20 protein-coding genes are annotated in these 23,853 nt (G+C 65.6%); 19 read left to right on the top strand and 1 reads right to left on the bottom strand.

Features of this window, described 5'->3' with window-relative positions:
- The first annotated feature begins 18 nt into the window (after positions 1-18).
- The 17 genes from M3I56_RS01995 to M3I56_RS01915 all read left to right on the top strand — a co-directional run bounded on the left by M3I56_RS01995 (position 19) and on the right by M3I56_RS01915 (position 18,502).
- Positions 19-444, top strand: a complete 426-nt coding sequence (locus M3I56_RS01995) for an HIT family protein (protein ID WP_254352322.1) — start codon at positions 19-21, stop codon at positions 442-444.
- A 68-nt stretch (positions 445-512) separates the two neighbouring features.
- The gene (locus M3I56_RS01990; protein WP_028206026.1) at positions 513-926 is read left to right on the top strand and encodes a gamma-butyrobetaine hydroxylase-like domain-containing protein; all 414 of its coding nucleotides are present in this window, start codon (positions 513-515) and stop codon (positions 924-926) included.
- 90 nt (positions 927-1,016) lie between these two features.
- Positions 1,017-1,748 (top strand): bifunctional demethylmenaquinone methyltransferase/2-methoxy-6-polyprenyl-1,4-benzoquinol methylase UbiE, encoded by a 732-nt coding sequence (ubiE, locus tag M3I56_RS01985; protein WP_069262911.1) that lies wholly within the window; start codon positions 1,017-1,019, stop codon positions 1,746-1,748.
- 36 nt (positions 1,749-1,784) lie between these two features.
- On the top strand, positions 1,785-2,807 hold the full coding sequence (locus M3I56_RS01980) for a Tim44 domain-containing protein (RefSeq protein WP_254352321.1): 1,023 nt from the start codon (positions 1,785-1,787) through the stop codon (positions 2,805-2,807).
- A 173-nt stretch (positions 2,808-2,980) separates the two neighbouring features.
- On the top strand, positions 2,981-3,616 hold the full coding sequence (locus tag M3I56_RS01975) for an SCP2 domain-containing protein (protein WP_254352348.1): 636 nt from the start codon (positions 2,981-2,983) through the stop codon (positions 3,614-3,616).
- Positions 3,617-3,634: 18 nt separating this feature from the next.
- Complete coding sequence (ubiB, locus tag M3I56_RS01970) at positions 3,635-5,212, top strand: ubiquinone biosynthesis regulatory protein kinase UbiB (RefSeq protein ID WP_254352320.1); 1,578 nt, start codon at positions 3,635-3,637, stop codon at positions 5,210-5,212.
- Positions 5,213-5,239: 27 nt separating this feature from the next.
- Positions 5,240-5,890, top strand: a complete 651-nt coding sequence (locus tag M3I56_RS01965) for a methyltransferase domain-containing protein (RefSeq protein WP_254352319.1) — start codon at positions 5,240-5,242, stop codon at positions 5,888-5,890.
- A 219-nt stretch (positions 5,891-6,109) separates the two neighbouring features.
- The gene (locus M3I56_RS01960) at positions 6,110-6,469 is read left to right on the top strand and encodes an FmdB family zinc ribbon protein (protein WP_254352317.1); all 360 of its coding nucleotides are present in this window, start codon (positions 6,110-6,112) and stop codon (positions 6,467-6,469) included.
- Between the two features lie 57 nt (positions 6,470-6,526).
- Positions 6,527-7,168 carry a DUF502 domain-containing protein gene (locus M3I56_RS01955; RefSeq protein ID WP_042266455.1) on the top strand — a complete coding sequence of 214 codons (642 nt, stop codon included), beginning with the start codon at positions 6,527-6,529 and terminating at the stop codon, positions 7,166-7,168.
- 63 nt (positions 7,169-7,231) lie between these two features.
- Entirely contained in the window at positions 7,232-9,037 is a 1,806-nt protein-coding gene (gene aspS, locus M3I56_RS01950) for an aspartate--tRNA ligase (RefSeq protein ID WP_254352316.1), read from the top strand.
- 148 nt (positions 9,038-9,185) lie between these two features.
- A complete protein-coding gene (gene nudB, locus M3I56_RS01945; RefSeq protein WP_254352314.1) occupies positions 9,186-9,662 on the top strand; it encodes a dihydroneopterin triphosphate diphosphatase in 477 nt (158 codons plus the stop codon).
- A 68-nt stretch (positions 9,663-9,730) separates the two neighbouring features.
- Positions 9,731-11,092 (top strand): cardiolipin synthase ClsB, encoded by a 1,362-nt coding sequence (gene clsB / locus M3I56_RS01940; RefSeq protein ID WP_254336451.1) that lies wholly within the window; start codon positions 9,731-9,733, stop codon positions 11,090-11,092.
- 261 nt (positions 11,093-11,353) lie between these two features.
- Entirely contained in the window at positions 11,354-11,953 is a 600-nt protein-coding gene (locus tag M3I56_RS01935) for a TetR/AcrR family transcriptional regulator (protein WP_028206015.1), read from the top strand.
- Between the two features lie 70 nt (positions 11,954-12,023).
- On the top strand, positions 12,024-13,811 hold the full coding sequence (locus M3I56_RS01930; RefSeq protein ID WP_254352312.1) for an acyl-CoA dehydrogenase C-terminal domain-containing protein: 1,788 nt from the start codon (positions 12,024-12,026) through the stop codon (positions 13,809-13,811).
- Between the two features lie 141 nt (positions 13,812-13,952).
- On the top strand, positions 13,953-16,394 hold the full coding sequence (locus tag M3I56_RS01925) for a 3-hydroxyacyl-CoA dehydrogenase/enoyl-CoA hydratase family protein (RefSeq protein ID WP_254352310.1): 2,442 nt from the start codon (positions 13,953-13,955) through the stop codon (positions 16,392-16,394).
- Positions 16,395-16,428: 34 nt separating this feature from the next.
- Positions 16,429-17,628, top strand: coding sequence for an acetyl-CoA C-acyltransferase (locus M3I56_RS01920; RefSeq protein WP_254352308.1), 1,200 nt, complete (start codon positions 16,429-16,431; stop codon positions 17,626-17,628).
- A 103-nt stretch (positions 17,629-17,731) separates the two neighbouring features.
- Complete coding sequence (locus tag M3I56_RS01915) at positions 17,732-18,502, top strand: enoyl-CoA hydratase (RefSeq protein ID WP_254352306.1); 771 nt, start codon at positions 17,732-17,734, stop codon at positions 18,500-18,502.
- Positions 18,503-18,516: 14 nt separating this feature from the next.
- On the opposite strand, the gene fdhD is transcribed toward M3I56_RS01915, so the two are convergent.
- Positions 18,517-19,386 carry a formate dehydrogenase accessory sulfurtransferase FdhD gene (fdhD, locus tag M3I56_RS01910; RefSeq protein WP_254352347.1) on the bottom strand — a complete coding sequence of 290 codons (870 nt, stop codon included), beginning with the start codon at positions 19,384-19,386 and terminating at the stop codon, positions 18,517-18,519.
- Between the two features lie 175 nt (positions 19,387-19,561).
- On the opposite strand from fdhD, the gene M3I56_RS01905 reads away from it, so the two are divergent.
- Entirely contained in the window at positions 19,562-20,044 is a 483-nt protein-coding gene (locus M3I56_RS01905) for a nitrate reductase associated protein (protein ID WP_028206009.1), read from the top strand.
- Between the two features lie 248 nt (positions 20,045-20,292).
- Positions 20,293-23,811, top strand: coding sequence for an EAL domain-containing protein (locus M3I56_RS01900; protein ID WP_254352304.1), 3,519 nt, complete (start codon positions 20,293-20,295; stop codon positions 23,809-23,811).
- The last annotated feature ends 42 nt before the right edge of the window (positions 23,812-23,853 follow it).

Below are 23,853 nucleotides of genomic sequence, written 5' to 3'. Positions count from 1 at the left end.
ACGGGTTCGAGGACGACGATGACATGCGTATTCTGCAGTGAGGAAGGCGGCGATGTGCTGTGGCAGGACGAGCGCATGCGTGTCGTGCTCGCGACTGCCGAGGCCGACTATCCCGGCTTTTGCCGGGTCATCTGGAATGCGCACGTCGCCGAATTCTCGGACCTGGGCGCGGCCGACCGGGAACATCTGATGCGCGCGGTCTACGCCGTCGAGCGTGCGCTGCGACGTGTCATGCAGCCTTCGAAGGTGAATCTGGCGAGCCTCGGCAACCAGGTGCCGCACGTGCACTGGCACGTCATTCCGCGCTTCACGAACGACGCCCATTTCCCGCTGCCCGTCTGGGCGCCGCGCCAGCGCACGGTGTCCGAGGCGATGCTGGGCCAGCGTCGCGCGCAGGCCACGCTGCTGCGCGACGCGGTGCGACAGGAAATGGAGCACGCTTAAGGCCTCAGCGGGCGGGGGCGGTGAGCGTCCAATGCGCGTCCATCGCGCGTCCAACAGCGGGAACGATCATGAGTGGACTGAAATCCGATACGCCGGTGCCAACCGGCGTCGTGGTGCACGCCGTCTCGCGCGTGCTGGAACTCCAGTATGCGAACGGGGAGAGCTATCGCGTGCCCTTCGAGCTGATGCGCGTGTATTCGCCCTCGGCGGAGGTGCGCGGGCACGGCCCCGGCCAGGAAACGCTGCAGACCGGCAAGCGCGAGGTGACGATTACGGCGCTTGAAGGTGTCGGCAACTACGCGCTGCAGCCCACGTTCTCCGACGGCCACAACACCGGCATTTACTCGTGGGACCAGCTCTACGAGCTCGCCACGCGCCAGGACGAACTCTGGGCGGAATATTTCGCCAGCCTGAAGGCGGCGGGCGTCGAGCGCGACGCGCCCATGGCGGCGCCCCCTGCCGCGCATGGCCACTGCCACTGACGCTTCCTGTTACGATCCAGCCCCGCCGCTTCTGTGACAGAAGCGGCGCAGCACCCCAATAGAACACCCTTCCGCGAAAGGACGAGCGCGATGAGCAAAACCCACTTCGGCTATCAGACAGTCGACGAACAGGACAAGGCGAAGAAGGTGGCCGGCGTGTTTCACTCGGTCGCCTCGAACTACGACCTGATGAACGATCTGATGTCGGGCGGGCTGCACCGCGCGTGGAAGGCGTTCACGATTGCGCAGGCGAACATCCGGCCCGGCGCGAAGGTGCTCGACATTGCCGGCGGCACCGGTGACCTTTCCATGGCGTTCGCGAAGAAAGCGGGCCCGACGGGCGAGGTCTGGCACACCGACATCAACGAGTCGATGCTGCGCGTGGGGCGCGACCGCCTCATCGACAATGGCGTGATCACGCCGGCGCTACTTTGCGACGCCGAGAAAATTCCCTTTCCGGACAACTACTTCGACGTGGTGACCGTGGCTTTCGGGCTGCGCAACATGACGCACAAGGACGCCGCGCTCGCCGAGATGCGCCGCGTGCTCAAGCCGGGCGGCCGTGTGCTCGTGCTCGAATTCTCGAAGGTCTGGGAGCCGCTCAAGAAGGCGTATGACGTGTATTCGTTCAAGGTGCTGCCGTGGCTTGGCCGGCGCTTTGCACAGGACGCGGACAGCTACCAGTACCTCGCGGAATCGATCCGCATGCATCCGGACCAGGAAACACTCAAGACGATGATGGAACAAGTCGGCCTCGAAGCCGTCAAATATTACAATTTGTCAGCTGGCGTGGTAGCCTTACACGTCGGCACAAAGTATTAGTGTTCCCAACTTACTGTCTTTAAAGGAATTTTCACCATGTCTGAGCCCCGAACCGATGCTTACAAAAAGCTTTCATCGTCATGGGCCAGACGAATCGGCGTCCTGGCTCTCGCCGGCGTGATGATTGCCGGCAGCCTCGCGTCGTTCGATGCGGAGGCTCGCCGTATGGGTGGCGGCCGCAGTTTCGGCAAGCAGTCGTCGGTGGCCTCGCAGCGCAGCACCACGCCGCCGCCTGCCCAGCCCAGCCCCACGAATCCCGCGCAGCAGGCCGGGGCCCAGCGCGCTCCCGGCACGCCGGCTCCCACGCCTGCGCCCGCACCGGCGCGCAATCGCTGGCTTGGGCCGATCGCGGGCCTCGCGGCCGGTCTCGGCATCGCCGCGCTGCTTTCGCACTTCGGTCTTGGCGAGGCGTTTGCCGGCATGATGGCCAACATGATCGTGATCGCGATCATCGCCTTTATCGCCGTCTGGCTGATCCGCAAGTTCATGAGCCGCCGCCGTGCCGCGGAACCCGCGTACCAGGGCGGGTACTCGTCGAACAGCCTGAACTCGTCGTCGGGCGGATATCAGCCGCAGGAGCCGCGCTACACCGCGCCGCCCACGGGGCAGTACCTCGCGCCTGAAGCCAATCCGCTGAGCACGCCGCACATCGACACGCCTGCTGCTGACGTCGCGTCAATTCCGGCCGGCTTCGACACGGAAGCCTTCGTGCGTAACGCGAAGGTCTACTTCGTGCGCCTGCAGGCCGCGTGGGACGCCGGCAACATGGACGACATCCGCGAATTCACGACGCCCGAGATGTTCGCCGAAATCCGCGTCGATCTCGCGGGGCGCGGCGCGCAGTCCAACCAGACCGACGTCGTGCAGCTCAACGCGGACCTGCTCGGCGTGGAAGAGCGCGGCAGCGAGTACCTGGCGAGCGTGCGCTTCTCCGGCCTGATTCGCGAAGCCATGGGCGAGCCGGCCGCACCGTTCGTCGAGGTGTGGAATCTCTCGAAGTCGCGTACGTCGGGCGAAGGCTGGCTGCTCGCGGGCATCCAGCAGGTCGAATCTCACTGAGCCAGCACTGGGGCCGCGCGTCTCGTGATTTGATTCAGATCACGGAGTGTCGCGCCTTCGAGCGGCCGCGCGGCATTGGACAGGGCAGGATGGCGGCGCGATCCTGTGGCTCGAACGTTACAATAGGAACCCGCCCGGGCTTGTGCCCGAGCGGGTTTTCTTATTCCATGCCGATGACTCTTGCCGCCAAGCCCTTCGCCGCTGCCGTCAATCACCTGCTCGCCCGCGAAACGTGGGCCCGTGAGCGTCTCGCCCCCTATGCCGGCAAGACGGCCCGCCTCACGTGCCCGCCCGTCGTGCTCACGCTGCTCGTGCAGCCGGACGGCTATCTGGGTGCGGTCGAGGACCACGATGCAGGCGACGTCGATGTGACGCTGTCGCTGCCCGCAGGCGCGCTCTCGTCGTTCGTGCAGGGCGGCCAGGCGGCCGTGATGAAACACGTGAAGATCGAGGGCGATGCCGAATTTGCCCAGGTCATCGGCAAGCTCGCCGAGCATCTGCGCTGGGAGCCCGAAGAGGACCTCGCGAAGCTGATTGGCGACGCGCCGGCTTCACGCATCGCCACGCTCGCGCGCGCCGCGGGCGAGCAGGCCCTGCGCACCGGGCGCAACGTGTTCGGCTCGGTCACGGAATATCTGCTCGACGAAAATCCGCAGCTCGTGCGGCGCGCCGAACTCGACGGCTTCAATGAAGAACTGTCGCGCGCACGCGATGCGCTGGCACGCGTGGAAAAGCGCATCGAGCGGCTCGAACAAAAATCACTGGCCAGCGGCGGGAGCCAAAGCGCTGCGCCGCGCGGCTCGCGCTAGTCAACAGGCCCCCCAGACATGCGTTTTCTGCGTTTCCTCAAGATTTTCTTCACCGTCATCCGCTTCGGCCTGGACGAGATGATGTTGAGCCGGATCAACGACCGGCGTGTGGCGCTGCTCCTGCGCATCACCACGATCGGCCGTCGCTTCGACGACCCGCCCGGCTTGCGTCTGCGTCTCGCGCTGGAAAGTCTCGGCCCGATCTTCGTGAAATTCGGCCAGGTGCTGTCTACGCGCCGCGACCTGCTGCCGCCCGACATCGCCAACGAACTTGCGAAGCTGCAGGACCAGGTGCCCCCGTTCGATTCGAACGTGGCGATCGGCCTGATCGAGAAGTCGCTGGGCGCGCCGGTCGACACGATCTTCGACGATTTCGAACGCGTGCCGGTGGCGAGCGCGTCGATTGCCCAGGTGCACTTCGCCAAAGTGAAGTCGGGCCAGCACGCGGGCAAGCCGGTGGCGGTGAAGGTGCTGCGCCCGAACATGCGTCCGGTGATCGATTCCGACCTCGCGCTGCTGCGCGACATCGCCGTATGGGCCGAGCGCCTGTGGGCCGACGGCAAGCGCCTGAAGCCGCGCGAAGTGGTGGCCGAATTCGACAAGTACCTGCACGACGAGCTCGACCTCATGCGCGAGGCCGCCAACGGCAGCCAGTTGCGCCGCAATTTCGCGGGCCTCGACTTGCTGCTCGTGCCGGAAATGTACTGGGAATTCAGCACGGCCAACGTGCTCGTGATGGAGCGCATGGTCGGCGTGCCGATCAGCCAGGTGGACAAGCTGCGGGCGGCGGGCGTGGACATTCCGAAGCTCGCGCGCGAGGGCGTGGAGATCTTCTTCACGCAGGTGTTCCGCGATGGCTTCTTTCACGCCGACATGCATCCCGGCAACATACAGGTGAGTCTCGATCCCGCGCATTTCGGCCGCTATATCGCGCTCGATTTCGGCATCGTCGGCGCGCTGTCGGACTTCGACAAGAACTACCTCGCGCAGAACTTTCTCGCGTTCTTCAAGCGCGACTATCACCGCGTGGCGACGCTGCATATCGAATCGGGCTGGGTGCCACCCCATACGCGCGTGGAAGAGCTGGAAAGCGCGATTCGCGCCGTGTGCGAACCGTATTTCGACCGGGCGTTGAAGGACATCTCGCTTGGCCAGGTGCTGCTGCGCCTCTTCCAGACCTCGCGGCGCTTCAACGTGGAAATCCAGCCACAGCTCGTGCTGCTGCAAAAGACCATGCTCAACGTCGAGGGCCTCGGGCGCTCGCTCGATCCGGAGCTCGATCTCTGGAAAACGGCGAAGCCTTATCTCGAGCGCTGGATGACCGAGCAGATCGGTCTGCGCGGCTGGTACGAGCGCTTCAAGATCGAAGCGCCGCAATGGAGCAAGACGCTGCCACAATTGCCGCGCCTCGTGCACCAGGCGCTGCTGCACCGCCAGGAGCCGGGCGGTTTCGCGAACGACGAGACGATCCGCGCGATGCTCGCCGAGCAACGCCGCACGAACCGCCTGCTGCAGGGCCTGCTCGTGTTCGGCGTGGCCGTGGGCGTGGGCATGGTGGCCGCGCGCGTGTGGCTCGCGTTCGCCTACGGCGGCTGACGGACCACGAGAACAAGGAGTGAGACGATGAGCGACCCGACCCTGCCGCCGCAACCGGGCGAAGTGCCCGAGTTCGAAACCCGCGACCCGGCGTCGCCCTCGTTCTGGGACGAGCGCTTCGCGCGCGGCTTCACGCCGTGGGATCAGGCGGGCGTGCAGCGCCAGTTCGAAGCTTTCGCCACGGCGCACCCTGAGGCCGCCGTGCTGATTCCGGGCTGTGGCAACGCCTGGGAGGCACGCTGGCTCGCCGAGCGCGGCCGCACGGTGCGCGCCATCGACTTCGCGCCAGCCGCGGTCGCGAGCGCGCGTACGGCGCTGGGGCAGTACGCGGGTGTCGTCGAAGAGGCGGACTTCTACGCCTACACGCCGTCGTTCACGCCGGCCTGGGTGTTCGAGCGCGCGTTCCTGTGCGCGTTGCCCAAAGCGCAGCGCGCGAGCTACGCCACCCGCATGGCCCAGCTGTTGCAGCCCGGCGCGTTGCTCGCGGGCTACTTCTTCATCGGCGAGACGCCCAAGGGGCCGCCGTTCGCCATCGCGCGCGACGAACTCGACGCCTTGCTCACGCCGTACTTCTCGTTGGCCGACGATCAGCCCGTGGCCGACTCGCTGTCCGTGTTCGTCGGGCGCGAGCGCTGGCTCGTGTGGCGCCGCAACGACGTCGCGCCGTCGCACGTTTGAGCTGTCTTTAGGCAGGCACGCCATGGGCTCGCCGCCTTGCATGGCCGCGCGCTCTCTTGATGTGCACGCAACCTGCCCTCATCTGAGGTGTGGCGGCCGCAACCCTCCGATCCTCCCCGCTGGGCACGCAACCCCGGTAAATGCCAGGGACGATCCTGGTTTGCGGCTATAATTCAAGGCTTTGCAAGCAATTATCAGATTTTCATCAGGATAGAGATCATGCCGATCTACGCTTATCGCTGCGAGTCGTGCGGCTTCGACAAGGACGTGCTCCAAAAGATGAGCGATGCGCCCCTGACGCAGTGCCCGAGTTGCGGCGCGGACACATTTCGCAAGCAGGTCACCGCAGCGGGCTTCCAGCTGAAGGGTTCGGGCTGGTACGTCACCGATTTCCGCGGCGGCAACGGCGGCAAGAGCGGCGCGGCGACCGGCGCGAAGGAGGCTGGCGAAAACGCGCCGTCGCCGGAGGCCAGCAAGCCGGCCGGCGAGGGCGCCGCGAGCGCTTCCAGTGATTCGAGCGCAGCGGCGCCTGCCGCGAGCACCCCAGCGAGCACGCCCAGCCCGGCAGCCTCGACCTGAAAACCTGCGGCGCGATTCCTGCAATCCCAGGGAGAGGCGCCGCGCTTGGCGGTGTACATGACGATCAAGAAAGCGACGTTCAAATCGGTATTCCTGACCGGCCTGCTGGTGCTGGTGCCGCTGGCCATCACGCTGTGGGTGCTGAACCTCGTCATCGGCACGATGGATCAGACGCTGCTGCTGCTGCCCGAATCGTGGCGGCCGGAGCGCATGTTCGGTGTGCGCCTGCCGGGACTCGGCGCGGTGCTTACGCTCGCGTTCATCTTCGGGGTCGGTCTGCTCACGCACAACTTCATCGGCCAGAAGCTGGTGGAGTGGTGGAACGCGCTGGTGCGCCGCATTCCGATCATCGGACCGCTGTACGGCAGCATCCAGCAGGTTTCCGATACACTGCTTTCGAGCAACGGCAATGCATTTCGCAAAGCGCTCCTGATCGAGTACCCGCGCAAGGGTTCGTGGACGATCGCGTTTCTCACCGGCATCCCCGGCGGCGACGTGGTCAACCACCTGCAGGAAGATCACGTGAGCGTGTATGTCCCGACTACGCCGAATCCGACGTCGGGCTTTTTCCTGATGGTGCCAAAGAGCGAGGTGGTCGAGCTGGACATGACCGTCGACGCCGCGCTCAAGTATATTGTTTCGATGGGCGTGGTCGCGCCGGCAACCTCACCACGCCGCCCCATCGATCCTCCGCTTTAATACCGGACGACGCGCTGCTGCGCGCCGCTCCCGTTCATTCATGCATAACGAAAGACGAACATCATGTCGATGAGATCTGAATACTGCGGTCTGGTGACCGAACAGCTGCTGGGCCAAACTGTTTCGCTGTGTGGATGGGTGCAGCGCCGCCGCGACCATGGCGGCGTCATCTTCATCGACCTGCGCGACCGCGAGGGCCTCGTTCAGGTCGTCTGCGATCCGGACCGCGCGGAAATGTTCAAGATCGCCGAAGGCGTGCGCAACGAGTTCTGCGTGCAGGTAAAGGGTCTCGTTCGCAATCGTCCGGAAGGCACGGTCAACGCCAACCTCACGAGCGGCAAGATCGAAGTGCTGTGCCACGAAATCGTGGTGCTCAACGCGTCGGTCACGCCGCCGTTCCAGCTCGACGACGACAACCTCTCGGAAACCACGCGCCTCACGCATCGTGTGCTCGACCTGCGCCGTCCGCAGATGCAGCACAACCTGCGTCTGCGCTACCGCGTGACGATGGCCGTGCGCAAGTATCTCGACGCGCTCGGCTTCGTCGACATCGAAACGCCGATGCTCACGAAGAGCACGCCGGAAGGCGCGCGCGACTACCTCGTGCCGTCGCGCGTGAACGCGGGCCAGTTCTTCGCGCTGCCGCAGTCGCCGCAGCTCTTCAAGCAGCTCTTGATGGTCGCGAACTTCGATCGCTACTACCAGATCGTCAAGTGCTTCCGCGACGAAGACCTGCGCGCCGACCGTCAGCCCGAATTCACGCAGATCGACTGCGAAACGTCGTTCCTCGGCGAGCAGGAAATCCGCGACCTGTTCGAGGACATGGCGCGTCACGTGTTCAAGGAAACGATCGGCGTCGAGCTCGATGCGAAGTTCCCGGTCATGCCGTACTCGGAAGCCATGAGCCGCTTCGGTTCGGACAAGCCGGACCTGCGCGTGAAGCTCGAATTCACCGAGTTGACCGATGCCATGAAGGACGTCGACTTCAAGGTGTTCAGCACACCGGCCAACACGAAGGACGGCCGCGTCGCGGCGCTGCGCGTGCCGAAGGGCGGCGAGCTTTCGCGCGGCGACATCGACGGCTACACGGAATTCGTGCGTATTTACGGCGCGAAGGGTCTCGCGTGGATCAAGGTCAACGAAGCGGCGAAGGGCCGTGACGGTCTGCAAAGCCCGATCGTCAAGAACCTGCACGACGCCGCGATTGCCGCGATCCTCGAGCGTACCGGCGCGCAAGACGGCGACATCATCTTCTTCGCGGCAGATCGCGCGAAGGTCGTGAACGACAGCCTGGGCGCACTGCGCCTGAAGATCGGCCACTCGGAGTTCGGCAAGGCCAACGGCCTCGTCGAGAAGGGCTGGAAGCCGCTGTGGGTCGTCGACTTCCCGATGTTCGAGTACGACGAGGAAGAAAACCGCTACGTGGCCGCGCACCACCCGTTCACGAGCCCGAAGGACGAGCACCTGGAATACCTCGAAACGGATCCGGGCCGCTGCCTCGCCAAGGCTTACGACATGGTGCTGAACGGCTGGGAGATCGGCGGCGGCTCGGTGCGTATCTATCAGGAAGACGTGCAGAGCAAGGTGTTCCGCGCGCTCAAGATCAATGCGGAAGAAGCGCGCGCGAAGTTCGGCTTCCTGCTCGACGCGCTGCAGTACGGCGCGCCGCCGCATGGCGGTATCGCGTTCGGTCTGGACCGCATCGTCACGATGATGGCCGGCGCCGATTCGATTCGCGACGTGATCGCGTTCCCGAAGACGCAACGCGCGCAGGATCTGCTCACGCAGGCGCCGAGCCCGGTGGACGAGCGTCAACTGCGCGAACTGCACATCCGTCTGCGTCAGCCCGAGCAGAAGACGGCGCAGTAAGCGGCACTCCTGCTGCGAAGGCCCATCAGGGCTTTTGCATCGCAACAACAAAAAAGGCGCATCGTGCGCCTTTTTTGCTTTTTGCGTTAAATTACCTTTAGACGCGCCGCAAGCGCGCAGCGCGCGTTCCTCCCCACGCTCCAACACCATGCAGAAGCCGCCGAAGATTCCGGAATCCGTACTCGTCGTCATCCATACGCCGCAACTGGAGGTCCTGATCATCGAACGCGCCGACCGCCCGGGTTTCTGGCAGTCGGTCACCGGCTCGAAAGATCGCCCAGGCGAGCCGTTCGCCGAAACCGCCGTGCGCGAGGTGGGCGAGGAGACGGGTATTGCCGTCGGCGCGGTGGGCGTTCCGCAGGCGGCGCTGCTCGACTGGCACCACGAGATCGAGTACGAAATCTATCCTGTCTGGCGCCATCGCTATGCGCCCGGCGTCACGCGCAATACCGAGCACTGGTTCAGCCTGGAAGTGCCCACGGGCACAGTCGTCACGCTCGCGCCGCGCGAGCATACGGCTTATGTGTGGCTGCCCTACGAGCAGGCGGCGGCGAAGTGCTTCTCGTGGTCGAACCGCGAGGCCATATTGCAACTGCCCGAGCGGTTGCGTGGAGCAAGCAAGTGAGCGAGACCCAGCGCGAGCGCCCCGATCCCTTCGCGGACGAGAACGGCCGCGAAGTCGAGCCGCACCGCCTGGTTCGGTTGCGCGAGGCGCTGCTTGGCCGGCGTTATCGTTCGCGCTATCGCTTTACGAGCGGCAACGACGTGCGGCTTTTCCAGTCGGGCACGGCTCTCTTCTCGGCGATGATCGAGCGCATCGACGCGGCCCAGCGCGATGTCGCGCTCGAAACCTACATCTTTTGCCATGACGATACCGGCCAGGCCGTGTCCGACGCGCTCGTGCGCGCGGCGGGGCGCGGTGTGCGCGTACGCGTGATCACCGACGGCGTGGGCACCGAGAGGCTGGATCTTTTCAACGAATGGCCTGCCGCCGGCGTCGAGCATCGTATCTACAACCCGCATATCTTTGGGCGCTTCGGCTTCTCGCGAACGCACCGCAAGCTGGTTGTCGTCGACGATCTTTACGCGTACTGCGGCGGCATCAACGTCGTCGACGACATGTTGAACGACGGCAAGCCGCTGCCGTTTCCGCGCTGGGATTTCGCGGTAGAGCTGACGGGCCCGGTCGTCGTGGATGTGCGTGAGGCCGTCGAACTTCAATGGCGGCGTATCCGGCTCGGCTATCGGCCGCCGCTTGCCGCGCCGGGGTCGCCAACCTCGCTTTCGCCGGGCGTCCCCGCGAGTGCCGGCTATCTCGCGCCGCATCCAACAGGGCACACCATCGGCCGGCCAACCAAGGCCGTCAATGAAATGCTGCGCGAACTCGCGCCCGTCATGCGCACGGGCCGTGCGCGGCGCATTGTCGAGCGTTTGCGCGAGCGCCTGCGCGCGGGCGTGCCCGATCCGCGCACGGCGCACGTGCCTTGCGTGGCGTTCGTGGCGCGCGACAACGTCGTGAACCGCCGCGCGATCGAGAAGGCCTACCTCGAAGCCATCGGCGAGGCGCGCAAGGAAGTGCTGCTCGCCAATCCGTATTTCATGCCGGGGCGGCGGCTGCGGCGCGCGCTCGTCGAGGCGGCCACGCGCGGCGTCGACGTGAAGCTTTTGATCGGACGAAAAGAATTCAAGGTGCTCGACTACGGCACCCCCTTCCTTTATCACCAGTTGCTCAGCGCGGGCGTTCAGATTGCTGAGTACGAGAAGACCATGCTGCACGGGAAGGTGGCCGTGGTCGATTGCCTGTGGGGCACGGTCGGTTCGTCGAACCTCGACGCGCTTAGCCTGGTGCTCAACAACGAGGCCAACGTCCTGCTCGTGAGCCATGCGCAGATCGAGGAGCTGCGCGACGCCATCCTCGCCGCGTTCGAGGAGTCGCCCGAGATCGACCGCGCACGTTACGAATCGCGCCCGTGGCACGTGCGAGCGGTGAGCTGGTTCGCTTTTTCGCTGTACCGTGCGGTCATGAAACTCATCACCATCGGCGGCTACGACTAGCATCGCTCGCGGGCTGCCGCGCGGCATGTCTGCCATACGCCCCCCCGCACGTGCAATCGAGAGAATGTCGGCTTGCGCGCGGCGCACGAACCCCGAAAATTAGAGTGCCGGTTAGAAATCGGTTTCTAATAAAGTCCTTGTTTCGCGGACGGCTGTCCTCAACAATAGTACGGCCGTTCGATTTAATTCGGGCCCAGATGTAAGCAGTTAATGAGCAGTTGACAGCGACATCGCGGCCACATCGTTACGGTAAAGAAAGCTATGCGAAAAGGCGAACAGACACGAGCCGCCATTCTGGACGCAGCACTCGACCTGGCAGGTCGCGATGGCCTTGAAGGCCTGACCATCGGCCTGCTCGCCGAGCGCATGCAGATGAGCAAGAGTGGCGTCTTCGCTCACTTCGGGTCTCGGGAAGACCTGCAGGTCGAGGTGGTGCGCGAGTACCACCGTCGATTCGAGGAAGAAGTCTTCTTTCCGAGTTTGCGCGAGCCACGCGGTTTGCCGCGTCTGCGTGCGATGCTGTCGCGATGGTTCGAGAAGCGCATTCACGAAGTCACGACTGGCTGCATCTACATCAGTGGCGCCGTCGAGTACGACGACCGCGCCGACAGCCAGGTGCGCGAGACCTTGGTCGCGAGCGTGTCGATGTGGCGTGCTGCGCTCCTGAGGGCCATTTCGCAGGCAATTGAAGAAGGCCATTTGCGCAAGGAGACCGATCCCGCGCTGATGCTCTTCGAACTGTATAGCGTGACGCTCGGCCTGCATCATGACGGCCGCTTCCTGCATCTGCCGGACGCGGTCGAGCATACGTGGGCCGCGTTCGAGAAGCTGATTGTTTCGTATCAGAGCGAGACCCAGTAGCGCCCAGGCCGCAACATCGAAGTCGCGGCGGCGCGCGAGGGACCCGAAGCTCAAATTTTGGAGAGAAGACATGGGACAGTACACCGCGCCGCTGCGCGACATGCAGTTCGTTCTGCACGAACTGCTGAACGTGGAAGGCGAAGTGAAGCAGATGCCGAAGCACGCCGACCTCGACGCCGACACCATCAACCAGGTGCTCGAGGAAGCCGGCAAATTCTGCTCCGAGGTGCTGTTTCCGCTGAACCAGGTCGGCGACCGTGAAGGCTGCACCTACGCCGGCGACGGCGTCGTCACCACGCCTGCTGGTTTCAAGGAAGCGTACAGGCAATACGTCGAAGCCGGCTGGCCCGCGCTCGGCTGCGATCCCGACTACGGCGGCCAGGGCCTGCCTGCGTTCGTGAACAACGCGCTCTACGAGATGCTGAACTCGGCGAACCAGGCGTGGACCATGTACCCGGGTCTTTCGCATGGCGCCTACGAGTGTTTGCATGCGCACGGCACGCCCGAACTCCAGAAGGCCTATCTACCGAAGCTGGTCGAAGGCGTGTGGACCGGCACGATGTGCCTGACCGAGCCGCACTGCGGCACCGACCTCGGCATCCTGCGCACGAAGGCCGAGCCGAACGGCGACGGCTCGTACGCGATCACCGGCACGAAGATCTTCATCTCGAGCGGTGAGCACGACATGGCCGAGAACATCATCCACCTCGTGCTCGCGCGTCTGCCTGATGCGCCGCCGGGAACCAAGGGCATTTCGCTCTTCGTCGTGCCGAAGTTCATTCCCACGGCAACGGGCGAAGTGGGCGAGCGCAATGGCATCAAGTGCGGCTCGATCGAGCACAAGATGGGCATTCACGGCAACGCGACCTGCGTGATGAATCTCGACGGCGCAAAGGGCTGGCTCGTCGGCGAGCCGAACAAGGGCTTGAACGCCATGTTCGTGATGATGAACGCGGCGCGTCTGGGCGTTGGCATGCAGGGCCTCGGTCTCACCGAAGTCGCTTACCAGAACTCCCTCACGTATGCGAAGGAGCGTCTGCAGATGCGCGCGCTGACCGGCCCGAAGGCGCCTGAAAAGGCCGCTGACCCGATCATCGTGCATCCGGACGTGCGCCGCATGCTGCTCACGCAGAAGGCCTGGGCCGAAGGCGCGCGCGCCTTCACGTACTGGTCGGCGCTGCAGATCGACAAGGAGCTCTCGCACGGCGACGAAAGCGAGCGCAAGGAAGCCGGCGACCTCGTCGCGCTGCTCACGCCGATCATCAAGGCCTTCCTCACCGATAACGCATTCGAGAGCACCAACCTCGGCATGCAGGTGTACGGCGGCCACGGTTTCATCGCCGAGTGGGGCATGGAGCAGTACGTGCGCGACGCGCGTATCAACCAGATTTACGAAGGCACGAACACGATCCAGTCGCTCGACCTGCTGGGCCGCAAGGTGCTGGGCGACATGGGCGCGAAGCTCAAGAAGTTCGGCAAGCTCGTGACGGATTTCGTCGAAGCCGAAGGCATCAAGCCGGAAATGCAGGAGTTCGTGAATCCGCTCGCCGACATCGGCGACAAGATGCAGAAGCTCACGATGGAAATCGGCATGAAGGCGATGCAGAACCCGGACGAAGTGGGCGCGGCCGCGGTGCCGTACCTGCGCACGGCGGGCCACCTCGTGTTCGCCTACTTCTGGGCGCGAATGGCGCGCATCGCGCTCGACAAGGAAAGCTCGGGCGACCCGTTCTACAAGTCGAAGCTGGCCACGGCGCGCTTCTACTTCGCGAAGCTGCTGCCCGAAACGGCTACGTCGATCCGCCAGGCGCGCGCGGGTTCGAAGACGCTGATGGAAGTCGACGAAGCGCTGTTCTAACAGCCAACGGGCGCGCGCCTTTCAAAGGCGCGCGCCCCGTCAACACGATGTCCAGAGGCGGCGCCGGTTGCATCACCCGTTGCGGCACGCCGCCCCCACACCTCAATCCGCTCGACATTGCATACCCGCTGGAGGAACAACGTGAGCAACCTCAATATTCGCAAGGTGGCCGTGCTCGGCGCCGGCGTGATGGGCGCGCAGATCGCCGCGCACCTGATCAACGCCCGCGTGCCCGTGCTGCTGTTCGATCTGCCCGCGAAAGAAGGCCCGAAAAACGCCATCGCGCTGAAGGCGATCGAGACGCTCAAGAAGCTCTCGCCCGCGCCGTTCGGCGTGAAGGACGACGCGCAATACATCACGCCTGCGAACTACGAAGACGACATCGCGAAGCTCGCGGAATGCGACGTGGTGATCGAGGCGATCGCCGAGCGCATGGACTGGAAGCACGACCTCTACAAGAAGGTCGCGCCGCACCTCGGCCCGAACGCGATTTTTGCGACCAACACCTCGGGCCTGTCGATCACCGAACTCTCGCATGGCTTCGACGATGCGTTGAAGGCGCGCTTCTGCGGCGTGCACTTCTTCAACCCGCCGCGCTACATGCACCTCGTCGAGCTGATCCCGACGTCGCAAACGAAGCCCGAAATCCTCGACCAGCTCGAATCGTTCCTCACGAGCGTGGTGGGCAAGGGCGTGGTGCGCGCGAAGGATACGCCGAACTTCATCGCGAACCGCGTGGGTGTGTTCTCGATCCTCGCGGTGATCGCCGAGGCGAAGAAGTTCGGTCTGCGTTTCGACGAAGTCGATGACCTCACGGGCGCGCGCCTTGGCCGCGCGAAGTCGGCGACGTTCCGCACAGCGGACGTCGTGGGTCTCGACACGATGGCGCACGTCATCAAAACGATGCAGGACAACCTGAAGGACGATCCGTTCTTCCCTGTGTACGAGACGCCGGCCGTGCTCGCGGGTCTCGTGGCGAAGGGCGCGCTCGGCCAGAAGACGGGCGGCGGTTTCTATCGCAAGGAAGGCAAGTCGATCAAGGTGCTCGACGCCAACACGGGCGAGTACGTCGATGGCGGCGGCAAGGCCGACGAACTGGTGGGCCGCATCCTCAAGCGTCCGCCTGCCGAGCGCCTGAAGCTGCTGCGCGAAACGCAGCACCCGCAGGCGCAGTTCCTGTGGTCGATCTTCCGCGACGTGTTCCACTACATCGGCGTGCATCTGCAGTCGATCGCGGACAACGCGCGCGACGTCGATCTCGCGATCCGCTGGGGCTTCGGCTGGAACGAAGGTCCGTTCGAAGGCTGGCAGGCCGCGGGCTGGAAGCAGGTCGCCGAGTGGGTGAAGGAAGACATCGACGCGGGCAAGGCGCTGTCGAATGCACCGCTGCCCGCCTGGGTGTTCGAAGGCCTGGTCGCCGCGAACGGCGGCGTGCACGGTGCGGAAGGTTCGTGGTCGCCCGCTGAAGCGCGCTACGTGCCGCGCTCGACGCTGCCGGTGTACGAGCGTCAGGTGTTCCGTGCGGCGCTGTTCGGTGAAACGAGCGCACGCGATCCGAAGACCTACGGCAAGACGCTGTTCGAGAACGAAAACCTGCGCGCCTGGGTGGACGACCGCGCGGGCGAGGACGACGTCGTCATCGTCTCGTACAAAAGCAAGATGAACACGATGGGCCCGGGCCTGCTCGACTCCCTCGTGAAGGCCATCGACATCGCGGAAGACGGCTACAAGGGCCTCGTGATCTGGCAACCGACGTCGCTCAAGCTCGGCGCGCCGGGCGGTCCGTTCTCGGCTGGCGCGAACCTCGAAGAGGCGATGCCCGCGTTCATGATGGGCGGGGCGAAGGGCATCGAGCCGTTCGTGAAGAAGTTCCAGGACACGATGCTGCGCGTGAAGTACGCGAACGTGCCGGTGATCGCGGCGGTGTCGGGCATCGCGCTCGGCGGCGGCTGCGAAATCATGCTGCAAAGCGCGAAGCGTGTCGCGCACGTCGAGAGCTATGTCGGCCTGGTGGAAGTGGGCGTGGGTCTCGTGCCCGCTGGCGGCGGCCTGAAGGAGGCGGCGATTCGCGCTGCCGAAGGCGCGCAGGCGATCGGCGCGGCACCGAGCGATCTGCTCCGGTTCCTGCAGAAGTCGTTCGAAAACGCGGCGATGGCGAAGGTTTCGGCCTCGGCGCACGAAGCACGCGCAATGGGCTATCTGAAGCCTTCGGACACGATCGTCTTCAACGTGTTCGAACTGCTCGATACGGCGAAAAAGGAAGCGCGCGCACTCTCCGCCGCGGGCTACCGTCCGCCGCTGCGCGCGACGCAGATTCCGGTGGCGGGCCGCTCGGCGATCTCGACCATCAAGGCATCGCTCGTGAACATGCGCGACGGCCGCTTCATCAGCGACCACGATTACCTGATCGCGGGCCGTATCGCCGAAGCGGTGTGCGGCGGCGACGTCGAGGCGGGCAGTCTGGTCGACGAAGAATGGCTGCTCAAGCTCGAGCGCCGCGCCTTCGTCGATCTGCTCGGCACGCAGAAGACGCAGGAACGCATCATGGGCATGCTGCAAACCGGCAAGCCGGTGCGCAACTAAGCGGCACGACGCATACCAGATACTGGAGTAAGAGATGAGCAAACAGTTGCAGGACGCATACATCGTCGCCGCGAGCCGCACGCCCATCGGCAAGGCGCCGCGCGGCGTGTTCAGGAACACCCGCCCGGACGAGCTGCTGGTGCACGCGATCAGGTCGGCCGTGGCGCAGGTGCCCGGCCTCGACACGAGCGTGATCGAAGACGCCATCGTCGGCTGCGCGATTCCGGAAGCCGAGCAGGGCCTGAACGTGGCGCGGATCGGCGCGCTGCTCGCGGGGCTGCCGCAGAGCGTGGGCGGCGTGACCGTCAACCGCTTCTGCGCATCGGGCCTCACGGCGCTCGCCATGGCCGCGGACCGCATCCGCGTGGGCGAGTCCGACGCGATGATCGCGGGCGGCTGCGAGTCGATGAGCATGGTGCCGATGATGGGCAACAAGCCGTCGCTCTCGCCGCATATCTTCGACCGCAATGAAGACGTTGGCATTGCCTACGGCATGGGCCTCACGGCCGAGAAAGTGGCGGAGCGCTGGAAGGTGAGCCGCGAGGCGCAGGACGCGTTCTCGGTCGAATCGCACCGCCGCGCGCTTGCCGCGCAGCAGGCCGGCGAATTCAAGGACGAAATCGCGCCGTACACGCTCGCCGAGCGTTTCCCGGATCTCGCCTCGGGCGAAGTGAAGGTGAAGGAGCGCCTGATCGAACTCGACGAAGGCCCGCGCGCCGATACCACGCTCGAAGGCCTCGCGAAGCTGCGCGCGGTGTTCGCGAACAAGGGCTCGGTCACGGCCGGCAACAGCTCGCAGACTTCGGATGGCGCGGGCGCGCTGATCGTCGTCTCCGAGAAGATCCTCAAGCAGTTCAACCTCACGCCGCTCGCGCGTTTCGTGAGTTTCGCGGTGCGCGGCGTGCCGCCGGAGATCATGGGCATCGGTCCGAAGGAAGCGATTCCCGCGGCGCTCAAGGCCGCGGGCCTGAAGCAGGACGATCTCGACTGGATCGAGCTGAACGAGGCGTTCGCCGCGCAGTCGCTGGCCGTGATCCAGGACCTCGGCCTCGATCCTTCGAAGATCAACCCGCTTGGCGGCGCAATTGCGCTCGGCCACCCGCTCGGCGCGACGGGTGCGATCCGCGCCTCGACGGTCGTGCACGGCCTGCGTCGCCGCAACTACAAGTACGGCATGGTGACGATGTGCGTCGGCACCGGCATGGGGGCGGCGGGCATCATCGAGCGGCTGTAAGCGTTCATCTGATTTGCGCTTCGGCGTTATCGACACGGTTCGCAGACTTCGCGGTCTGCGGACCGTTTTTCGTATCACGATTGGGATGCGAGGAGACAGGCACATGAGCAACGAAATCCAGGTAGCACACGAAAACGGCGTGCTCACGATCACTATCGACCGGCCCGCGCGCAAGAACGCGCTCACGCCCGCGATGTATCAGGCGATGGCCGACGCGCTCACCGGCGCGAACAAGGACGCCTCGGTGCGCGCGGTGCTGCTGCGCGGCCACGCCGAGATCTTCACGGCCGGCAACGACATCGAAGACTTCCTGAAGGGTCCGCCCGCGGGCGCCGATTCGCCCGTGATCCGCTTTCTCGACGCCATCGCGGCTTGCGAGAAACCGCTCGTCGTCGCGGTGAAAGGGCCGGCGATCGGTGTGGGGACGACGCTGCTGCTGCATTGCGACATGGTCTACGCGGCCGACAACGCGCGTTTTGCCGTGCCGTTCGCGCAACTCGGGCTGTGCCCCGAAGCGGCTTCGTCGCTGCTGCTGCCGCGCATTGCGGGCCACCAGGGCGCGGCGGAAAAGCTGCTGCTCGGCGAGACCTTCGATGCGGCGGAAGCGCATCGCATGGGCTTTGTGAACCGCGTGCTACCGGCGGCCGAACTCGACGCGTTCGTTAGCGGCCAACTGGCGAAGCTCGTGGCGCTGCCCGCCTCGTCGCTGCGTGTGACGAAGTCGCTTATGAAGCGCGCGGATACGCACGAGATCAAGACGCGCATGAGCGAAGAGTTCGTGCACTTCGGCAAGATGCTGCTCGCACCCGAAGCACGCGAGGCGTTCACGGCTTTCCTCGAAAAGCGCAGGCCGGATTTCCGGCAGTTCGATTGAGCGCTAACGGCGCTTCAGGCCGTTTCGTAATCGACGTACCCGGACTCGCGGCAAAAGCTCACGAGCCGCAGTCCGGCGCGCTTTGCAATGGCGATGGCAAGCGAGGAGGGCGCCGAGATCGTCGCGACCATCGGAATGCCCACGCGCGCGGCCTTGCGCACCAGTTCGTAGCTCGCGCGGCTGGAGAGGAAGACGAAGCCCTGCTGCGTGTCGGCGCGCTCCATCACGAGCTGGCCGATGAGCTTGTCGAGCGCGTTGTGGCGACCCACGTCCTCGAAGGCGCGCAGGATCGCGCCGTGTTCGTCGCACCAGGCGGCCGCGTGCAGGCCGCCGGTGAGCTTCGTGAGCGCCTGATGCTGCGGCAACTCGCGTGCGGCGCGCGCGATGGCGTCAGGTGCGAGGCGCGCGGCGAAGCCCGTATCGGGCACCTGCTCGGGTTCGAGATCGAGCAGGTCGATGCTCTCGATGCCGCACACGCCGCAGCCGCTGCGCCCGGCGAGTGCGCGGCGCTTTTCCTTGAGTTCGACGAACGCCTGCTGCACCACGGTCAAGTGGACTTCGGCGTGCGGCAGATCCGACTCTGCGTGCCAGTACACCTCGATGTCCTGAATGTCGGCATTGCGCCCGACGATGCCTTCGGAGATCGCGAAGCCCACGGCGAACGCTTCGAGGTCGCGCGGCGTGCACATCATGACCGCGTGCGAAATGCCGTTGAAGACGAGCGCGACGGGCCATTCCTGGCCCACGTGGTCCTCACGCGTTTCCACGCCGCCGCCGCGGTGCCGATGCACGCGCAATTCGATGGCGCCAGGCTGGCCTTCGGTTTCGAGGGGATGTGTCGGCGGATTCGTCGTCGTGATCTGCGGCCGGTTTGCGGTGCTCATTGGCGTGGGGGTTGGGGTGCGGGTCGAGGTGGTCAAGCGCAAAATTCCATCGGTCCTTGTGCGGCGCGGTACCGCAGCGCCGCCGGGGGACAGCGGGGCCGCGCCGCGCGCGGAAGGTTCTAAAATACCTCAAGCGGGCCGCCCGCGCTTATGTCCGCCTCGCGAGGATACCGTCATGGCATTGAACGAAGCTCCGCTGCTTTTCCGGTTCGAGGTCGACTCGTCGGAAAACCTCACCTATATCCCGATGTGCGTGCGCTTCAACCTGGATCGTTTTGGTCTGCGCATTTCTCTCGCGCAATGGCAGTTGCTGCCCTATGAGGACCGCCGGCTGCTGGCGTGTTTCCCCGTGGACGAGGACACGCAAATCGAGCCCAATTTCGACCACGCGCTCTTCGAGATGATGCGCACGCACGCGAACGTCGAACCCGAATGGTTCGCGCCCGAAGAAGCGCCGGCCTGGCGTGACGTGAACGCGGTGCCGGGCGGCATTGCGCTTCAGTCCGAGCTTGCCAGCCTGCAGGCGCCCGGCCTCGAAGACTGGGCGCAGCTCGACCCGTTCCGGCGCTACGTGCTTGCGAAGCTCGCGCGCAAACCGGAGGGCAATCACGACTTCGCGCCGGCGATGCACGAGTTCGGGCTGGCGGTGCCGCGCTGATTTTTAGCCGCTGTTTCCCGCCGATGCTGCCCGCCACGATTCGTAGCCGATCCCTACCCGATTCCCGCTAACCGCGGCTGCCTTGCGCCGCCGCGGGTCGTTTTCCGCTTCTTTCTCCACATTTACCCTCAAGACCCGGCCGGCCCTGCCGTTATTTCGGGTTGGCGCGTCAGGCGCCGACCGGTCGCGCGCAGTCGTGACCCATCATCCCGCGCTCACGGCGCGGGCGCGAACGACGCTCGGCATTCATGAACCTTCTTTTTTCGAAGCGCCAACTCATCAATCTGGCCGTCGTCGCGGCGGCCGTTGGCGCGAACGCTTTTGTCGCGTGGACGCAGATCGACGGTCAGCGCGAGATCGACCTGCGCGCGAGCCAGGCGGCGACGATCCGTCACGACCTCGACCGCTATCGCGATGCGCTTGGCAGCGGCGTGAGCGCGCTGGGCCGTTTCGCAGCACAGGGCCAGACGGAGTCAGCCGCCGCGCACGACGCGCGCGCCGCCATGCTCGACGAAACCGCCCGCGCACTGCGCGCGGAACTGGCCGGAAACGCCGACCTCGCAGCCCGTTTCGACGCGTTGGCGGCGCAGGCTAGCGCGATGGCGAGCGAGATCGACGTGACGCTTGCGCGCGCCGAGCAGCGCGTTGCCGACGAGCGCGGGCAGGCGACCGTGGCGGCGGGCGCGAGCGGAACCGCGGCGGCGGCGCAGGCTGTGCCGGCTGACGGTGCGGCCAGCCAGGAGTTCGGCACGGCCATGCCCGCGAATGCCGCGCGTTCGCCCGCGGCGCCGTGGGGCGCGCGCGAGGCGCTCGCCAGCAACGCCGCCGCCGCGAAGACGATTCAACCCGGAAACACCGCAGACGCGCGCATGGCCGGTCATGTCGTGACTGGCACGATCTTGCCGCTGCACGCCGCGGCGGATGACGCGGCGAGTGCCGTGACGCTGGACACGCTCACGGTGGCGCCGGCTGTCCAGAATGGCGCCCAGAACCCCATCACGGCGACCGCTGGGCTGCCTGACCCGGCAACGACAACGCCCGCCACGGCCGCGTGGCTCGCCGGCGAATACATCCGCATCGACAACCTCGTGGATCAGCTCGACGGGCAACTCGCGTCGCTGCAACGTGCCGAGGATCTGGCGCTAGCCGCCGCGCTCGCAGACTCGGCGCGCTCGGGCGGCCGCGCACTGTTACTGCTGATCGTGACGATGCTCGCGGGCGCGACGCTCCTCATCTACACGTTCGGCGCGCGCGAGAGCGCCGCCCGCGAGAAGCTGCGCGCCGTGAGCGGCATGCGCCTGCGCAGCGAGCGCTTTCAGGGCCTGTTCGACGCACATCCGGTGCCGATGTACGTGTTCGACCGCGAGACGCTGCGCTTTCTCGCCGTGAACGCCGCCGCGATCCAGCAGTACGGCTACAGCGAGGAAGAATTCCTCACCATGACGATCCGCGATATCCGTCCCGCCGAGGACGTCTCGCGGCTCGAACAACACCTCACGCGCTCGGACATGGTCACGCAGAACGTGCGCATGATGGCCGGCATCTGGCACCATCGCCGCCGCGACGGCTCGATCATCAGCGCCGACATCTCGCATCACTCGCTTACGTTCCTCGGCCGCGACGCCGTGTTCGTGCTCGCCGACGACGTGACCGAGCAGATCAAGGCCGAGGCGGAGGCGCAGCGCTCGAACCAGATGCTCGAGTCGGTGATCGACAACATCCCGCAGCGCATCTTCTGGAAGGACGCGCAGTCGCGCTATCTCGGCTGCAACATGACCTTCGCGCGCGACGCAGGCCTCGCGTACCCCGAGCAGATCATCGGCAAGTCCGACGACGACCTGCCGTGGCGCGCCTACGCCGACGGGATGCGCGAACAGGACCGCGAGGTGATCGACTCGGGGCTGCCGCGCATCAACTACGAGGACAACCACACGATCGACGGCCTGCACCGCACGACGCTCACGAGCAAGCTGCCGCTGCTCGACGGCGACGGCCGCGTGATCGGCGTGCTCGGCTCGTACTCGGACACCACCGAAAGCAAGCGCGCCGACCTCGCGCTGCGCCTGCAAAGCCGCGCGCTCGACGCGTGCGTCAACGCCATTCTGATCACCGCGCCAGGCCCGGGCGGCAGTAATCTGATCGAGTACGCGAATCCGGCGTTTCGCCGCATCACGGGCTTCGATCCGGCCGAGGTGATCGGCCAGGACTGCCGCCTCCTGCAGCGCGACGACCGCGATCAGGACGGACTCATCGCGGTGCGCAAGGCGCTGCTTGCCAATCGCGAAGTGAGCGCCGTGCTGCGCAACTACCGCAAGGACGGCGCGCTCTTCTGGAACCAGTTGCTGATCGCGCCGGTGCCCGATCTCGATGGCCGCATCACGCATCACATCGGCATCATCAACGACGTGACCGAGCTGATCCGCTACCAGGAGCAGCTCGAATACCAGGCGAACTACGACAGCCTCACGCTGCTGCCCAACCGCAACCTGCTGCGCGACCGTCTCCAGCACGCACTGCTCGCGGCGCAGCGGCACGACACGGGCGTGGCCGTGGTGTTCATCGACCTCGACGGCTTCAAGAACGTCAACGACAGTCTCGGCCACAGCGTGGGCGACCGGCTGCTGGGTGTGGTGGCCGAGCGGCTCCAGCGCTGCACGCGCACGACCGACACGGTCGCGCGCCACGGCGGCGACGAGTTCGTGATCGTGCTTACCGACACCATCGACGAGAAGTCGCTGATCGGCTGGATGGAGCGGGCGCGCGCGCTGATCTCGGAGCCGGTGTGGATCGACGGCACCGAGCTGTATGTGGGCTGCAGCATGGGCGCGAGCGTCTACCCGCAGGACGGCAACGATGCCGAGACGCTCATGAAGAAGGCCGACGTCGCGATGTACCGCGCGAAGGACATGGGCCGCAATACGTTCCAGTTCTTCCAGCCCGAAATGAACGCGAATGTGGGGGCGCGCCTGAATCTGGAGCGGCGCCTTCGCCGGGCGCTGCGCGACAGCGAGTTCCTGCTGCACTACCAGCCGCAGGTCGAGATCGAGGGCGGCCGCATCATCGGCATGGAGGCGCTCGTGCGCTGGCGCGATCCCGAGGTCGGGCTCGTGTCGCCTGCGCAGTTCATTCCCGTGGCCGAGGAAAGCGGCCTGATCGGCCCGCTCTCCGACTGGGTGCTGCGCGAGGCCTGCCGGCAGAATCGCGCGTGGCAGCTCGCGGGGCTGCCGCCCGTGCGCGTGTCCGTGAACTTCTCGGCGAAGACGTTCCACCAGCGCGACATTGCGCAACTCGTGAAGGACGTGCTGCAGGAAACCGGGCTGGAAGCCTGCTGGCTCGAAATCGAGCTGACCGAGAGCACGCTCATGCGCAATGCCGAAGAAGCCGTGTCGATGTTGAACGAGTTGCATGCGCTGGGCATCGGTATTGCCATCGACGACTTCGGCACCGGCTATTCGAGCCTGAGCTACCTGAAGCGTCTGCCCGTGGACCGGCTCAAGATCGACCGCTCGTTCGTGGCCGACATCGGCACGAGCAGCGACGACGAAACGATCACGGCAGCCATCATCGCGCTTGCGCACGAGCTGCAGTTGCAGGTGATCGCGGAAGGGGTGGAGACCTCGGCGCAGTTCGCCTTCCTGCGCGCGCGCGCGTGCGACGAGCTGCAAGGCTACTTCTTCGCGCCGCCGCTACCCGGCGACGAGGCCGCGGCGCTGTTGCGCGCGAGCGCGACCTACGAGGACGCGCCTGGGCTTGTGTGGACGGTTTGAGCCGGGTTTGAGCCGAGTGCAAGCGCCGGGGGCGCTTGCGGC

Origin of the sequence: Paraburkholderia sp. CNPSo 3281, assembly GCF_024206515.1 — a bacterium.
GTDB classification, from domain to species: Bacteria; Pseudomonadota; Gammaproteobacteria; order Burkholderiales; family Burkholderiaceae; genus Paraburkholderia; species Paraburkholderia nodosa.
The sequence above is the reverse complement of the archived record's forward strand: the minus strand, read 5'-3'. Positions and strand labels throughout refer to the sequence as shown.